The 15,440-nt window shown below is 67.6% G+C and carries 12 protein-coding genes; 10 read left to right on the top strand and 2 right to left on the bottom strand.

Annotated elements, in window-relative coordinates:
• Window positions 1-22 precede the first annotated feature (22 nt).
• Window positions 23-1,609, bottom strand: a complete 1,587-nt coding sequence (locus tag AC5RUP_RS05565; RefSeq protein ID WP_494153691.1) for a purine-cytosine permease family protein — start codon at window positions 1,607-1,609, stop codon at window positions 23-25.
• 163 nt (window positions 1,610-1,772) lie between these two features.
• Between AC5RUP_RS05565 and AC5RUP_RS05560 the strand changes: the two genes are divergently transcribed.
• Window positions 1,773-3,281 carry a PucR family transcriptional regulator gene (locus AC5RUP_RS05560; protein WP_494153692.1) on the top strand — a complete coding sequence of 503 codons (1,509 nt, stop codon included), beginning with the start codon at window positions 1,773-1,775 and terminating at the stop codon, window positions 3,279-3,281.
• 27 nt (window positions 3,282-3,308) lie between these two features.
• On the opposite strand, the gene AC5RUP_RS05555 is transcribed toward AC5RUP_RS05560, so the two are convergent.
• Window positions 3,309-3,977 (bottom strand): GntR family transcriptional regulator, encoded by a 669-nt coding sequence (locus tag AC5RUP_RS05555; protein WP_494133654.1) that lies wholly within the window; start codon window positions 3,975-3,977, stop codon window positions 3,309-3,311.
• 172 nt (window positions 3,978-4,149) lie between these two features.
• Between AC5RUP_RS05555 and glyA the strand changes: the two genes are divergently transcribed.
• From glyA to AC5RUP_RS05510, 9 genes are all read left to right on the top strand, one after another.
• Window positions 4,150-5,442 carry a serine hydroxymethyltransferase gene (gene glyA / locus AC5RUP_RS05550; protein ID WP_494158352.1) on the top strand — a complete coding sequence of 431 codons (1,293 nt, stop codon included), beginning with the start codon at window positions 4,150-4,152 and terminating at the stop codon, window positions 5,440-5,442.
• Entirely contained in the window at window positions 5,442-6,659 is a 1,218-nt protein-coding gene (locus AC5RUP_RS05545; protein WP_494091884.1) for a sarcosine oxidase subunit beta family protein, read from the top strand. The genes glyA and AC5RUP_RS05545 overlap by 1 nt, the downstream gene beginning before the upstream one ends.
• Window positions 6,660-6,673: 14 nt before the next feature.
• Window positions 6,674-7,000 (top strand): sarcosine oxidase subunit delta, encoded by a 327-nt coding sequence (locus AC5RUP_RS05540; RefSeq protein WP_494069402.1) that lies wholly within the window; start codon window positions 6,674-6,676, stop codon window positions 6,998-7,000.
• Window positions 6,997-9,930, top strand: a complete 2,934-nt coding sequence (locus AC5RUP_RS05535) for a sarcosine oxidase subunit alpha family protein (RefSeq protein WP_494158351.1) — start codon at window positions 6,997-6,999, stop codon at window positions 9,928-9,930. The genes AC5RUP_RS05540 and AC5RUP_RS05535 overlap by 4 nt, the downstream gene beginning before the upstream one ends.
• On the top strand, window positions 9,923-10,552 hold the full coding sequence (locus AC5RUP_RS05530; protein ID WP_494158350.1) for a sarcosine oxidase subunit gamma: 630 nt from the start codon (window positions 9,923-9,925) through the stop codon (window positions 10,550-10,552). The genes AC5RUP_RS05535 and AC5RUP_RS05530 overlap by 8 nt, the downstream gene beginning before the upstream one ends.
• Before the next feature lies 1 nt (window position 10,553).
• The gene (locus AC5RUP_RS05525) at window positions 10,554-12,032 is read left to right on the top strand and encodes an L-serine ammonia-lyase (RefSeq protein ID WP_494158349.1); all 1,479 of its coding nucleotides are present in this window, start codon (window positions 10,554-10,556) and stop codon (window positions 12,030-12,032) included.
• 93 nt (window positions 12,033-12,125) lie between these two features.
• Window positions 12,126-12,989 (top strand): formyltetrahydrofolate deformylase, encoded by an 864-nt coding sequence (purU, locus tag AC5RUP_RS05520; RefSeq protein ID WP_494154716.1) that lies wholly within the window; start codon window positions 12,126-12,128, stop codon window positions 12,987-12,989.
• Between the two features lie 141 nt (window positions 12,990-13,130).
• Window positions 13,131-13,775: a TetR/AcrR family transcriptional regulator gene (locus AC5RUP_RS05515; protein WP_494154717.1), complete on the top strand. Its 645-nt coding sequence runs from the start codon at window positions 13,131-13,133 to the stop codon at window positions 13,773-13,775.
• The gene (locus AC5RUP_RS05510) at window positions 13,772-15,439 is read left to right on the top strand and encodes an MDR family MFS transporter (protein ID WP_494158348.1); all 1,668 of its coding nucleotides are present in this window, start codon (window positions 13,772-13,774) and stop codon (window positions 15,437-15,439) included. The genes AC5RUP_RS05515 and AC5RUP_RS05510 overlap by 4 nt, the downstream gene beginning before the upstream one ends.
• Window position 15,440 lies beyond the last annotated feature (1 nt).

The raw sequence follows: 15,440 nt of genomic DNA, 5'->3' as shown, positions 1-15,440 counted from the left end.
TGCTGCGGGTCCACGGCGGCGGCTAGGTGGTGGGGGTAGCCGCCCGGTTGTCGGGAGCGGGGGGAGTGTCGGTCTCGACGGTCTCGTCGGAGTCGCTCAAGGCTGTTTCGCAGCTGCCGTGGTTCTTAAGGAACTCCTCGTCGGAGCTGTCCTGCTTGAGGCCGAGGGGAACGCCGGCGGCTATCCGTGAGCGGAACCGGGGGTAGCCGAGGACGAAGTAGACGGTGGCGGCGGTCAGCGTGCCGCCCAGCCAGGAGAAGTCGACGCCGCCGACGGCCCGCGCCAGGGGGCCCTGGAGGATGGGCACCGAGCCGTACATGCACATCCAGGTCATGAAGATGCCGGCGAAGAAGGCAATAAAGGCTGCCGGATTGAAGGCCTTGAGCTGGGTGTCACCGAGTGAGCGGAACAGATAGCTGTAGTTCTTGTGGCGGCGCTCGAAGACGTAGTAGTGCACGGCCATGATCCCGCCCCATGTGGCGACCCACGCTGCGATGGAGATGATCCAGTTGTGCAGGAGGTGGGCAAAGTCCGTCGCGAACATGAAACCGATGACCGCGGCCATGGCCAGGCAACCCACCAGGATCGACAGCTTCTTGCGCGACACCTGGATGTCCAGCGCCTGCGTGGCGACACTGAAGGTGTACATGTTGATGATGTTCGTGGCGATGGGGCCATGGATGACCAGCAGGATGACCGGAATGGCAAAGGCGCCGTAGCTTTCGACGATGAGCTGGCCCGGATCAGCGGTGCCGTTCTTTGTGGCCAGGCTGGCGCCCAGGACGCCGAGCCAGACGACGGGAAGGAACTGGCCCAAAACGCTGGCCATGTACAGCTTGGACGGCTTGATCTTCTTGCTGACGAAGCGGGAATAGTCGGGGGCGTAGGTGAACCAGCCGATGCCCCAGCCGATGCCGATGGCGGTCATGATGGAGGACATCGCCGCGATCCGCGGCATCCCGGTGAGTACCTCGCCGACCGGGCCCTGGTAGGTCCAGTCGATATCGAGCTGCGTCCAGGCCACGATCGACATGGCGATCAGCACCAGCACCGTGGGCGGCATCGTGATGCGCTCGAACCGGGCGATCGCGCGGTAGCCGCGGTAACAAATGGCGACCTGAATCCCCATGATCACGGCCGCCGTGGCGATGCGCCAGCCCATGTTCGTCAGATTGGGGTCGACCCAGCCGATCATGCCGAACAGGGCCATGACCAGATCCAGGATCACCCAGGTGTTGACGGCGGACCAGCCGATGGCGATCACGGCCTGGATCGCCGCGGGCAGATAGGCGCCGCGCCGCCCGAAGGCCCCGCGGGCCAAAAGCATCCCGGTGGCGCCGGTGCGTTGTCCCAGCAGGACGAAGAAGCCAAACCCCAGCATGCCGATGACGTTCCCTGCAATCAGGACCGTCAGCGTATCGGCCAGGCCGAGGCCGAGGTGGATGCCCAGGGCTCCCAGGATCCAGTTGATCGGGGCGACGTTGGCGCCCGCCCAAATCCAGAACTGGCCGGACAGCTTTGTGGTGCGGGCCGATTCGGGAACCGGCTGCAGGATGTCTTCTACGTGTTGGGTGGCCTGTTCGGATTTCGTGGCGGATCTCTGGCTCATGGCGGTCTCCTGACGATTGCAACGCGAGGCGGAGCTGGACTTCACCCAGACTAGGAGGTGATGCAGCTCACAGCGTATATTCGGACCGTAACCACTTGGAGGCACGGCAGGTGACGGACTGTCACCCCGGCGTCGGTCGGGCTGCTCAGAGGCGGGATTATCCATGGTCGTGATGTTGTCGGATGTGCTTGGACTTGAACTGATGCAGCGCGCCAGTCCGCTGGTGCGGGCGGGTAAACGCCAGATTCCCGCCGGCAAGGTCAGGTGGGTCCATTCGAGCGAAGTGCTGGAGATAGCGCCGCTGCTGCGCGGCCAGGAGCTGCTGCTGAGCGGCGGGGACGCGTTGTTGAACCTCCGGCCCGCCGCCCAGCACGAGTACATCCGCAGCCTGGCGGCCCGGCATGTGACCGCCTTGGCGATCCAGACCGCGGGCTCCGGCCGCTCCCTCTCGGCCGAGCTTGTGGAGGCAGCCGAAGAGGCTGGGCTGCCGCTGATCGAGCTGCGGCGGGTGGTCCCGTTCGTGGAGATTGCGGAAGAAGTCAACCGGAAAGTCGTGTCCGAACATGTCACGGCCCTGCAAACCGCCGATTCCATCTCGCAGCGCTTGGCGGAACACCTGGCTTCTTCCGGTCCGGCACTGAGCCCCCTGATCGAGATTGTCTCGCAGGCGCTGCGGATCGAGGCGGCGCTGCTGGACCCCAGCGGGACCGTCTTGGAGTTTGCCGGCGGCTTCCCGCCCGATCCCACCTCCGTGAATGTGGAATCGGACATTTTCGTTGGCAGCCTGGTGTCGGCGCGCCTGCGGCTTCAAAGCCGCCGGGATGTTGCCCCGGAGTTGCTGAAGACGGTGGGGGAGCGGATCGGCGGCATCCTGGCGCTCGCCGTGTCGCAGCAGCACAGGCCGACGGCGCAGCAGATTGCCCACACCGCCCTGATGCGGGCCGTCGTCAGCGGCGCCGGCGCATCCCAAATCCATGAGTTGTGCACCGCCGCGGGCCTGTCGACCGTGCAGCCGGCCTTCGTCATGGTGTTTCGCCGGATAGGGCTGACCAGCGTCCGCGGAGTGGCGGAGAGGATTCTCAAGAACCGGTGTCCGGACGCCCGGACCTATCTGGACGGCGAGAGCCTGTGCGCCTTGGTCCAGCTCAGCATCAGCGGCACGCGCCAGGAGCGGCGGGAAATCCTGGCCGGGTTGCGGGAGGACTTCCGCGGCCTGGCGGTGGCGGGTGCCATCGGGCCGACGGTTGCCACGCCGTTGCACGCCCACTCGTCCCTGGTCGAGGCCAGGCTGACCCAGTCGGTGGGGGCTCCCGACGACTTGGAAAGCAACATCCGAGACTGCGAGGATTTTGTCCTGGAGCGGCTGGCGGCCCGCGAGCTCTCCGGACCGGTCGCCGGACGAATCACCCAGGAACTGCTCGGCGAGCTGATGGACTACGACCGGAGGCGGGGGACGCGGCTGCTGGACACCCTCGACGCCTGGCTCATGAGTGGCTGCAATTCCGCAGAGACTGCGCGGATCCTTTTCGTGGAACGCCAAACGCTGCATAAGCGGCTGCGCAAGATTTTTGATCTCATCGGCGAGGACCCCCGGGGCACGCCCAAGATGTCCGGACTCAACCTGGCGGTCCGCTTGGCCAAGAACCCCTCGCCCGCCGACATCGGCAGCTGAGCGGCTCCGCCAAGGGCGCCGTCCGCGCTACAACACCGCGCGGATGGCCTTTTCGAAGCCGATGATGTGCTCGAGGGCCAGGCCGGCGGCGTGGTCCGCGTCGCCGTCGACAATTGAGTCCAGCAGTTCCACGTGCTCGGTGATGTGGCCCGCGACAGACGGCACCTTATCCAGCACGAGGCACCAGATGCGGGTGGCCAGGTTGTCCAGCCTGATCAGGGTGTCCTCGAGGTAGGGGTTGCCCGCGGCGCGATAGATGGCCCGGTGCACGCTGAGGTCATAACGCATCAGGTCGTGTTTGTCGGGCCGGTCGTCGTCGAGCTTCCCGATGTCCCGCGCCAGCTGCGACAGTTCCGCGCGCATGGCCTCCCCGGCCGACTCCGCGGCCTTGCGGGCCGCCAGGGGTTCCAGCACGCGGCGCAGTTCCGACACGGCGGCCAGCTCGGTGATGTCCACGATGGTCGCGAAGGTCCCGCGGCGCGGATAGGAGACCACCAGGTGGTCGATCTCCAGTTTTTTCAGGGCCTCGCGCACCGGGGTGCGGCCAAAGCCGAGTTCCGCCGCCAGCTGCCCGTCATTGATGGGTGCGCCGGGGCGGATATCCAACATGATCAGCTTGTCCCGCAGCGCCCGGTAGGCCTGCTCGGCCAGCGACAGCGGCTCGGTCCCGGCATCGGTTTCCGCGGTGATGCTCATGATGCTCCTAATGGTCCGCTGATCTGATCGGGGTCCTGCCGGCCGGGAATTCGATGCCGGAAGGACCTCTTGACAGGGTGTGATCTCCACCATACTATGGCAATCAGTTCTGATATATCAGTCAAACATTAGTTGTTTGGTTGACCAGGTTCTTCGAAGGAGAAGTCGGATGGTGAACACCCTGACAACCGGATTGGCTGCGGCCGATCCCGAGGTCGCCGGTGCCATTGCACGGGAGCTGGAACGCCAGCAGTCCACGCTGGAGATGATCGCGTCGGAAAACTTCGCCCCCACCGCGGTGATGGAGGCCCAGGGCTCGGTGCTGACCAACAAGTACGCCGAGGGCTACCCGGGCCGGCGCTACTACGGCGGCTGCGAGCACGTGGACGTGATCGAGCAGCTGGCCATCGACCGGGTGAAGGCACTGTTCGGCGCCGAAGCCGCCAACGTCCAGCCGCACTCGGGTGCCCAGGCCAACGCAGCGGCCATGTTCGCGCTGCTGACCCCGGGCGACACCATCCTGGGCCTGAACCTGGCCCACGGCGGGCATCTGACCCACGGCATGAAGATCAACTTCTCCGGCAAGCTCTACAACGTCGTGCCCTACGGGGTCTCCGAGTCCGACCACAGGATCGACATGGCAGAGCTGGAACGCCTCGCCGTCGAGCACAAGCCCAAACTGATTGTGGCCGGCTGGTCCGCCTACACCCGCCAGCTGGACTTCGCGGAGTTCCGCCGCATCGCTGACAAGGTCGGCGCGTACCTGATGGTGGACATGGCGCACTTCGCCGGCCTGGTGGCCGCCGGGCTGCACCCGAACCCGGTGCCGTACGCCGACGTCGTCACCACCACCACGCACAAGACGCTCGGCGGGCCGCGCGGTGGCGTGATCCTGTCCAAGCAGGAGCTGGCCAAGAAGATCAACTCCGCGGTGTTCCCCGGTCAGCAGGGCGGCCCCTTGGAGCACGTGGTGGCCGCCAAGGCGGTGGCCTTCAAGTTTGCCGCCTCCGACGAGTTCGCGGACCGCCAGCAACGGACCCTCGAGGGCTCGCAGCTTCTGGCCCAGCGGCTGCTGGCCGACGACGTTGCGGCCGCCGGCATCAGCCTGGTCAGCGGCGGCACCGACGTGCACCTGGTCTTGGTGGACCTGCGCAACTCGGACCTGGACGGCCAGCAGGCCGAGGACCGGCTGCACTCCATCGGCATCACAGTCAACCGCAACGCCGTTCCGTTCGATCCTCGCCCGCCGATGGTCTCCTCCGGCCTGCGGATCGGAACCCCTGCCTTGGCCACCCGCGGCTTCGGCGCCGCCGAATTCACCGAGGTGGCAGACATCATTGCCGCCGCACTGACCCGTGCACCAGACGCGGAGCTGCTCACCGAGCTGCGCGGCCGCGTGGCCCTGCTGGCGGAGAAGTTCCCGCTGTACCCCAACCTGAACGCCGAGCCGAACGGAGCCGAATAATGGCCGATCTGCTGCCCGAGCACCCGGACTTCCTCTGGCGGAATCCGGAGCCGAAATCCTCGTACGACGCCGTGATCGTCGGCGGCGGCGGCCACGGCCTGGCCACCGCCTACTATCTGGCCAAGAACCACGGCATGACCAACATCGCGGTGCTGGAGCGCGGCTGGCTGGCCGGCGGCAACATGGCCCGCAACACCACGATCATCCGCTCCAACTACCTGTGGGACGAGAGCGCGGGAATCTACGAGCACTCGCTCAAACTCTGGGAGCAACTGCCGGAGGAACTGGAATACGATTTCCTCTTCTCCCAGCGCGGCGTGATGAACCTGGCGCACACCCTGCAGGACGTGCGCGAGAGCATCCGCCGGGTGAACGCCAACCAGCTCAACGGCGTGGACGCCGAGTGGATCACCCCGGACCAGGTCAAGGAACTGTGCCCCATCATCAACACCGGGGACAACATCCGCTACCCGGTCATGGGGGCGACCTACCAGCCCCGCGCCGGCATCGCCAAGCACGACCACGTGGCCTGGGCCTTCGCCCGCAAGTGCGACGAGATGGGCGTGGACATCATCCAGAACTGCGAGGTCACCGGATTCCTCAAGGACGGCGACCGGGTGGTCGGCGTAGAAACCAGCCGCGGCCGGATCAACGCCGGCAAGGTCGGCCTGGCCGGCGCCGGACACAGCTCGGTGCTCGCCGAACTGGCCGGCTTCGAGCTGCCCATCCAGTCCCACCCGCTGCAGGCGCTCGTCTCCGAACTGCACGAGCCGGTCCACCCCACGGTGGTCATGTCCAACCACGTCCACGTCTACGTCTCCCAGGCACACAAGGGCGAACTGGTCATGGGCGCGGGCATCGACACCTACAACGGCTACGGCCAGCGCGGCGCCTTCCACGTCATCGAGGAACAGATGGCGGCCGCCGTCGAGCTCTTCCCGATCTTCGCCCGCGCCCACGTGCTGCGGACCTGGGGCGGCATCGTCGACACCACGATGGACGCCTCGCCGATCGTGTCCAAGACGCCGATCGACCAGCTCTACGTGAACTGCGGCTGGGGAACCGGCGGCTTCAAGGGAACGCCGGGCGCCGGCTACACCTTCGCCCACACCATCGCCACGGACGAACCGCACCCGCTGAACGCGCCGTTTGCCCTGGACCGGTTCGAGACCGGACACCTCATCGACGAACACGGCGCCGCCGCCGTGGCCCACTAGGAAGGACGACCGAGATGCTTCTGATCGAATGCCCCTGGTGCGGGCCACGCGACGAGACCGAATACCACTACGGCGGCCAGGCCCACGTGGCCTACCCGGCGGACCCGAACCAGCTGAGCGACGCGGAATGGGCGAAGTTCCTCTTCTACCGCGCCAACCCCAAGGGCCTCTTCGCCGAACGCTGGGTGCACAGCACCGGCTGCCGGCGCTGGTTCAACGCGGTGCGAGACACCGTCAGCTACGAATTCAAGGCCGTGTACAAGCCCGGCGAGACACCACCGATCGAACTCGGCAGCCTCGCGGGTGCCAAGGCCCAGCCGGCCGAAGGAGGAGCGAAATGACCGCCACCGGCAACATCGCCAACCAGCCCCGGCGGCTTGCCGCCCCAGCCGGCGCCGCTGCCCGGATCGACCGGAACAAGCCGCTGAACTTCACGCTCGACGGCGACAGCTACACCGGCTACGCCGGGGACACGCTGGCCTCCGCGCTGCTCGCGGCCGGCAAGGTCACCGTGGGCGACTCGCTCTACCTAGGCCGCCCGCGCGGCATCATGTCGGCCGGAGTGGAAGAGCCCAACGCCCTGGTCAAGGTCAGTGCCCGCTACGCCGGGCACGTCGACGAGTCCATGCTGCCGGCTACGGCCCTGGAGCTGACGGACGGGATGGACGCCAGGTTGCTGAGCGGCCTGGGCCAGCTGGACCCCCGGACGGATGAGGCGGTCTACGACCGCAAGTACGTGCACACCGACGTGCTGGTGGTCGGCGCCGGACCGGCCGGCCTCGCCGCGGCCCGCGAGGCAGCCCGGAGCGGTGCGCGCGTGATCCTGATGGACGAGCAGCCGGAGGCCGGCGGCTCGCTGCTGTCGGGCCGCGGCGAGACCATAAACGGCCTGCCCGCGCAGGAGTGGGTGGACCGGACCGTCGCCGAGTTGTCCGCGGCCGAAGAGCTCACCTACCTTGCCCGCACCACGGCGTTCGGCAGTTACGACAGCAACTACGTGGTGGCCGTCCAGCGCCGCACCGACCACCTGGCCGGCGAGCTGGGGGCCGGAGTCTCCCGCGAACGCATCTGGCACGTTCGCGCCAGGCAGGTGGTGCTCGCCACCGGCGCGCACGAACGTCCCATCGTCTTCGCGAACAATGACCGCCCCGGCATCATGCTGGCCTCCGCCGTCCGCAGCTACCTCAACCGGTACGCGGTGGCCGCCGGCAACCAGGTGGTCGTTGCCACCAACAACGACTCGGCGTACCAGCTGGTCGCCGACCTGAGCGCGGCGGGCATCACCGTCGCGGCCGTGGTGGACGCACGTCCCGGGATCGGCGGCGACGCCGCCGAGACGGCCAGCGCGGCGGGCGCCCGCCTGATCACCGGCAGCGCCGTGGTGGACACCGAAGGCCGGAACGACGGCGGGCGGATCAGCGCCGTCGTCGTCAGCGGTTTGGATGCCGAGGGGCAGCTGACCGGGGAACCGGAAACAATCGAGGCGGACCTGTTGGCCGTCTCCGGCGGCTGGAGCCCGGTGGTGCACCTGCACAGCCAGCGCGAGCGCCGGCTGGCCTGGAACGACGGCCTGGCGGCCTTCGTGCCCGGCCACGCGGTCAAGGACCAGCAGACCGCCGGCGCCGGCAACGGCACCCTGGATCTGGCCGGCAGCCTGCGGGAGGGCGCTGCCGCCGGTGCCGCCGCGGCCACCCGCGCCGGCTTCAGCGTGGACCCGGAGGTCCCCGCTGCCGCCGCCGAAACCGTCTCCCCGATTCGGCCGCTGTGGCTGGTTCCCGCCCTCGACGGCGAGGCTGCCGGCTGGAAGAACCACTTCGTGGACTTCCAGCGCGACCAGACGGTCGCCGACGTGCTGCGTTCGACCGGCGCCGGAATGCGCAGCGTGGAGCATGTGAAGCGCTACACGTCGATCAGCACCGCCAACGACCAGGGCAAGACCTCCGGGGTCAACGCCATCGGCGTCATCGCGGCGGCGCTGAACAATCCCGACGTCGGCAGCATCGGCACCACCGCCTACCGCGCCCCCTACACTCCGGTGGCGTTCGCCGCACTGGCCGGCCGGCAGCGAGGGGAGCTGCTCGACCCGGCGCGGCTGACCTCGATCCATCGGTGGCACGTCGCCCACGGTGCGCTGTTCGAGGACGTCGGACAGTGGAAGCGGCCCTGGTACTTCCCGCAGCCGGGGGAGGACATGGACGCCGCGGTGCTGCGCGAATGCGCCGCCGTCCGCGAATCGGTCGGCTTCATGGACGCGACCACCCTGGGCAAGATCGAGATCCGCGGCAAGGATGCCGGCGAATTCCTGAACCGGATGTACACCAACGCGTTTAAGAAGCTGAAGCCCGGCCTGGGCCGCTACGGGCTGATGTGCACCCCGGACGGCATGATCTTCGACGACGGCGTGACGCTGCGCCTGGACGAAGACCGGTACTTCATGACGACCACGACCGGCGGTGCGGCCAAGGTGCTGGACTGGCTGGAGGAGTGGCTGCAGACCGAATGGCCGGAGCTGGACGTCGTGTGCAACTCGGTCACGGAGCAGTACACCACGGTCGCCGTCGTGGGCCCGAAGTCCCGCGCGGTCATCGCCAAGCTGGCGCCCGAGCTGGACCTGGACAACGACGCCTTCCCGTTCATGGCGTTTCGGGAGACCACGCTGGCCTCCGGTATCCCGGCCCGCGTCTGCCGGATCTCGTTCTCCGGCGAGCTGGCATTCGAGATCAATGTGTCCTCCTGGTTCGGCCTGAAGGTTTGGGAAGACGTGGCCGAGGCCGGCGCGGAGTTCAACATCACCCCGTACGGCACCGAGACCATGCACGTGCTGCGCGCCGAGAAGGGCTTCATCATCGTCGGCCAGGACACGGACGGCACGGTCACCCCGCAGGACGCCGGGATGGACTGGGTGGTCTCCAAGGCCAAGGACTTCGTGGGCAAGCGTTCCTACACCCGCGCGGACAACCTGCGCGAGGACCGCAAGCAGCTGGTCGGGGTCCTGCCGGTGGACAAGTCGTTCCGGCTGCCGGAGGGCGCCCAGCTGGTCAACCAGGGCACCCGGATCGCGCCGGCCGAGGCACCGGTGCCGATGGAGGGGCACGTGACCTCCAGCTACCACAGCGCCGCGCTGGGCCGCAGCTTCGGCCTGGCCCTGATCAAGAACGGCCGCAACCGCATCGGCGAGACGCTGCAGGCACCCGTCAACGGGCAGCTGGTGGACGTCGTCATCGCAGAATCCGTACTCTACGACCCCGAAGGGAGCCGTCGTGATGGCTGAACAGGTCTTGACCAACATCGCAGCACTGCGCCGCAGCCCGCTGGCGCATTTGACCGAGGCAATCAGCCAGGGCGCCGTGGCCGGCGAACGCGGCGTCAGCCTGCGGGAAGTCCCGTTCCTGAACATGGTCGGCCTGCGGGCCGAGCCGGGATCGGCCGGCGCCAAGGCGCTTGAGGCCGCCGCCGGGCTGCCGTTGCCGGCCGGACACGGCCAGGTTTCCGGGGACGCGGACACGACCGCCATCCTGTGGCTGGGGCCGGACGAGTTCCTGCTGGTCGGGCCCGAAGGCACGGACGCCACGGCGGAACTGGCCAACGCGCTCGGCGGTGAGCCGGGCGCCGTCGTCGACCTGTCCGCGAACCGCACCACGCTGGAACTTTCCGGACCCTCGGCCCGGCTGGTGCTGGAGAAGGGCTGCCACGCGGACCTGCACCCGCGGGCGTTCCGGCCCGGCACGGCGATCACCACTCAGCTGGGCCCGGTGCCGGTGCTGCTGTGGCAGACCGCGGAGCAGGACGGCGGCCAGGTCTACCGGATCATGCCGCGGGCCTCGTTCGCGGACTACACCGCCCGCTGGCTGCTGGACGCCATGACGGAGTTCGCCTCGCCCGAGGTCGATTGACATGGCACTGAGCGCGCTGGACCTGTTCTCGATCGGCATCGGACCGTCGTCGTCGCACACGGTGGGGCCCATGCGGGCCGCCCGGCAGTTCGCCGAGTCGCTGGCGGCCGACGGGCTGCTGGAGGCGGTGGCCCGGGTGAAGTCGGAGCTGTTCGGCTCGCTCGGTGCCACCGGGGCCGGCCACGGATCGGACAAGGCCGTGATCCTGGGCCTGCAGGGCGAGGACCCGGAAACCGTTGATCCGGATGCCGCGGACGCGCAGGTGGAGGAGGCGGTAGCCGGGCGGAAGCTGCGCTTGGCCGGCACGCACCCGGTGGCGTTCGACCGCGCGACGGACCTGGTGCTGCACCGCCGCCGCTCGCTGCCGGCGCACCCCAACGGGATGACCTTCACCGCATACGACGCCGGTGGCTCACCGCTGCGTGCATCCTCCTATTACTCGGTGGGCGGCGGGTTCGTCGTCACCGCCGAAGAGGCCGAACGCGCGGCGGAAGAGGCCGCGCGCGACGCCGACGCAGGGGAGCACAGCGGCGGCGGTGTCACCGCGCGTGACGCCGGTGCGGCGGGCTCTCCCGCGGACGGCGACTCGCTCCCGTACCCGTTCTCCAGTGCCGCGGAACTGCTTTCCCGCTGCCGCGAGGCCGGAACGTCGATAGCCGGCGTGATGCTGGCCAACGAGCTCACCTGGCGCAGCGAAGCCGAACTGCGGGCGGCCCTCCTGCGGATCTGGGCCGTGATGCAAGAGTGCGTGGAAAACGGCTGTACCCGCACCGAGGAGACCCTGCCCGGTTCACTGCTGGTCCGCCGTCGTGCCCCGGGGCTGCGGCGCAGGCTGCGCGCCGCCGAGGCGGCGCTGGCAGCGGAAGGCACGCCAAACGCCGACCCGCTGTGGGCGATGGAGTGGGTGAACCTGTACGCGTTGGCGGTTAACGAGGAAAACGCCTCCGGCGGGCGGATTGTCACGGCGCCCACCAACGGCGCGGCCGGAATCCTGCCCGCCGTGCTGCACTACTACATGAGGTTCGTGCCCGGCGCGGACGATGATGCGGTGGTGGATTTTCTGCTCACCGCGGCAGCCATCGGCATCTTGTTCAAGACCAACGCCTCGATCTCCGGGGCGGAGGTCGGTTGCCAGGGCGAGGTCGGATCCGCCTGTTCGATGGCGGCCGGTGCATTGTGCGCGGTGCTCGGCGGGACACCGGAGCAGGTGGAAAACGCCGCCGAGGTCGGAATCGAGCACAATTTGGGGCTGACCTGTGATCCGGTGGGCGGGCTGGTGCAGATTCCGTGCATCGAACGCAACGCCATTGCCAGCGTCAAGGCGATCAACGCCGCACGGCTGGCGCTGGCCGGCGACGGCGACCATCGGGTGTCCCTGGATATGGCCATCAAGACCATGCGGGATACCGGTGCGGACATGATGTCCAAGTACAAGGAGACGTCGCGCGGCGGGCTGGCCGTCAACGTCGTCGAATGCTGAACAGCCGCAGCTGAACCGCCTGCGCGGAACCAGCCCGGACGGCAGGTCCGTCAAAACCGCCACACCAAGCCAGACCGAAAACGGGGTAGCAACATGCCGATCCACCACGAGCACATCCTGACCCTCGACTGCCCGGAGCGGCTCGGGATCGTCCACGCGGTCTCGGGTTTCCTGGTCGAGCACCGCCAGAGCATCCAGGAGCTCAAGCAGTTCGACGACCGGCGGGCCGGGCATTTCTTCATGCGCACCGACTTCGCCGGGGAGAACGGCGGAGCCAACTCCACGGAGCGGCTGCGCGAGGCGTTTGCGCCGTTGGCCGAGCAGTACGGCATGGCGTGGCAGCTGGAACCCAAGGGCCGCAGGCGGCGGGTGCTGGTGATGGTGTCAAAGTTCGGGCACTGCCTGAACGACCTGCTCTTCCGCTCCCGGATGGGGGAGCTGCCGGTGGAAATTGTCGCCGTCGTGTCCAACCATCTGGACCACAAGGGGCTGGTGGAATGGCATGAGGTCCCGTATTACCACGTGCCGGTCACGCCGGACACGAAACCGGCCGCCGAGGCCGAGCTGCTGCAACTGATCGATGCCCACAACGTGGAGCTGGTAGTGCTGGCCCGCTACATGCAGGTCCTCAGCGACCACCTGAGCCGCGAGCTGACCGGCCGCACCATCAACATCCACCACTCCTTCCTGCCCAGCTTCAAGGGGGCCAAGCCCTATCACCAGGCCTACGAAAAGGGCGTGAAAACCGTGGGGGCCACCGCGCACTACGTCAACGCCGAACTCGACGAAGGCCCGATCATCGCCCAGCAGACGGTGGAAGTCGACCACACCTTCGGGCCGGAGGACCTGGTCGCCGCCGGCCGCGACACCGAGTGCAAGGCCCTGACCAACGCGGTCAAGTGGCACTGCGAGGGCCGGGTCGTCCTGCACGGAAACCGCACCGTGGTGCTGCGGTAGGAGTGCGCGGGTTGGCTGGTTTCTTACCCGCCGAGCGGCACCGGTCCTCTCTTTCATCCCCCGGTGTGACGTTGCTCAAATTCTTGCAGGAATGAATGTTTGCACTTGTGCAAAGAGCGGGGGTGCTGGCACACTGGTTCGGTGAGTCAACTAAATTCCCTGCGTGAGCGCAAGCGCGCCGAGTGCTGGGCCGCTCTGCATGACGCCGCGGCGGAAGCGGCGCTGGAAGACGGAATTGAGAGCGTCACCGTGGATGCGGTGGCCCTCTCCGCCGGAGTTTCCCAGCGCACCTTCTTCAACTACTTCACGTGCAAGGAAGACGCGGTCTTGGGCCTGCGCGAGCCGGTGCTTGACGATGCCATGCTGGCCGAATTCGACGTCCACGCCAATCTGCTGGACGAAGTCGGCAAGTTGATGCTGGCGGTCACCCGCTCCATCCAAGGCGGAGACGATGCCACCCGCCACCTGATCCTGCGCAAGCACCCGCACCTGCTGCACCGCCGCGTCCAGTACATCGTCAAGGTGGAGCAATTGGTCACCACCGCAGTCGCCGAACTGCTCGCCGGCTCCGACCGGCTCGCGGACGCGGAACGCATCCTGGCCGCCCATCCCGTCGGCGGGCAGTACACCGCCGAAGACGCCGCCCGCATGCTGGTCATGACGGCAGGCGCGGCAATCCGCTTTGCCATGCAAAAAACCATGTCCCAACCCACCCTGGAATCGCAGACCGAGGCCCTGGAACACAGTCTGGCCTTGCTGCGCGCAGTTCTGAAGGAATCCGAATGAAGAACGAGAGCCGACAGGCGCTACAGCGTCCACCGGCATCCGCGACGTCCCGGCCGGGGCAGCATGGCCACAGCCATGGCAACCTGATGCTGGTGTTCGTTGCGCTGATGATGGCCATGTTGCTGGCCGCCCTGAACCAGACCATCCTGGCGACTGCACTGCCCACCATCGTGGGCGAGCTCAACGGCGCCAACCTGATGCTCTGGGTGATCACGGCCTACATCCTGGCCGCCACGGTCATGATGCCCATCTACGGCAAGCTGGGAGACCAGATCGGCCGCAAATACCTGCTGGTCGCCGCGATCATCATGTTTTTGATCGGCTCGGTCATCGGCGCCCTGGCGCCGGACATGGGCTGGCTCATTGCTTCCCGTGTGGTGCAGGGGCTGGGCGGCGGCGGACTGATGATCCTGTCGCAGGCCATCATCGCCGATGTGGTTCCCGCCCGGGAACGCGGCAAGTACATGGGCGCCATGGGCGGAGTCTTTGCGTTCTCCTCGGTGGTCGGACCGCTGCTGGGCGGCTGGTTTACCGAGGGACCGGGCTGGCGCTGGGCCTTCTGGTTCAACATTCCGGTGGGTGTCTTGGCCTTGATTGGCGCGCTGTTCTTCCTGAAGTCCCGGCCGGTCAAGGTGCGGCCAAAGCTCGATCTCTGGGGCATGCTGCTGATGGCGGCCGCGACCACCGGCCTGGTCCTGGTGAGCAGTTGGGGCGGCAGCACCTTCGCATGGTCGGACCCGGTGCTGATCGCCCTCATAGCAGGCACTGTACTGGCCGCCGTCGGGTTCGTGCTGGTGGAGCGCAAGACCGCCGAACCCATCATCCCCATGTCCATGTTCCGCGACCGCAACTTCATCATGACCACCATCGCGGGCCTGCTGATCTCCGTGGCCATGTTCGGCGCCCTCGGCTACATGCCCACCTACTTCCAGATGGCTGCCGGCGTGTCGGCGACGGCGGCCGGGATGCTGATGATTCCCATGATGGCCGCGCTGCTCGCGTCGTCCATGACCTCCGGAATCCTGGTCTCCAGGACCGGCCGTTACAAATGGATGCCGGTCGTCGGATCGGCGGTCATGGCGGTAGCCCTGCTGCTGATGTACTTCGTGCGCGCGGACACGGCCGTCTGGGTGCTCTGCGTTTACCTGGGCCTGCTGGGCCTTGGCCTTGGCCTGAACATGCAGATCCTGGTGCTGATCGTGCAGAACTCCTTCCCGCTGCGGCAGGTGGGCACGGCGACGGCGGCCAACAACTTCTTCCGCCAGATCGGCGCCACGCTCGGCTCGGCCGTGGTGGGGAGCCTGTTCGCCCACCGCCTGGTCGACCTCCTCAACGACCGCCTGCCGGCCGCTGCCGTCGCGGCCACCGGAGGCGGCAATTCGCTGACGCCGGACATGGTCGCAGGCCTGCCCGCACCGGTGCACGACATCATCGTCGAGTCCTACAACGAAGCCCTGATGCCGCTCTTCCTGTTCATGGTGCCGATGGCCGTTGTCGCCACTGTGCTGTGCATGTTCGTGGTGGAAAAGCCGTTGGCCACCTCGCTGGAGCCTGACATCCTGGCCGAGGCAGCCGCGGAGGGCAATATCGCGATCACCTCCGCGAGCGAGGGCAACCAGCCGGCGAAGACGGACCTGCGCCAGGCCGAAGCCAGCAACAGGTAGC

It is taken from the genome of Arthrobacter sp. Y3223151 (genome assembly GCF_059091125.1).
The sequence above is the reverse complement of the archived record's forward strand: the minus strand, read 5'-3'. Positions and strand labels throughout refer to the sequence as shown.

Bases quoted from the DNA above. Each gene is read 5' to 3' on its own strand.
- AC5RUP_RS05560 (WP_494153692.1), top strand. From the start codon at position 1,773: ATGGTCGTGATGTTGTCGGATGTGCTTGGACTTGAACTGATGCAGCGC.
- AC5RUP_RS05565 (WP_494153691.1), bottom strand. From the start codon at position 1,609: ATGAGCCAGAGATCCGCCACGAAATCCGAACAGGCCACCCAACACGTA.
- purU (WP_494154716.1), top strand. From the start codon at position 12,126: ATGCCGATCCACCACGAGCACATCCTGACCCTCGACTGCCCGGAGCGG.
- AC5RUP_RS05510 (WP_494158348.1), top strand. From the start codon at position 13,772: ATGAAGAACGAGAGCCGACAGGCGCTACAGCGTCCACCGGCATCCGCG.
- AC5RUP_RS05535 (WP_494158351.1), top strand. From the start codon at position 6,997: ATGACCGCCACCGGCAACATCGCCAACCAGCCCCGGCGGCTTGCCGCC.
- AC5RUP_RS05540 (WP_494069402.1), top strand. From the start codon at position 6,674: ATGCTTCTGATCGAATGCCCCTGGTGCGGGCCACGCGACGAGACCGAA.
- AC5RUP_RS05545 (WP_494091884.1), top strand. From the start codon at position 5,442: ATGGCCGATCTGCTGCCCGAGCACCCGGACTTCCTCTGGCGGAATCCG.
- AC5RUP_RS05530 (WP_494158350.1), top strand. From the start codon at position 9,923: ATGGCTGAACAGGTCTTGACCAACATCGCAGCACTGCGCCGCAGCCCG.
- AC5RUP_RS05555 (WP_494133654.1), bottom strand. From the start codon at position 3,977: ATGAGCATCACCGCGGAAACCGATGCCGGGACCGAGCCGCTGTCGCTG.
- AC5RUP_RS05525 (WP_494158349.1), top strand. From the start codon at position 10,554: ATGGCACTGAGCGCGCTGGACCTGTTCTCGATCGGCATCGGACCGTCG.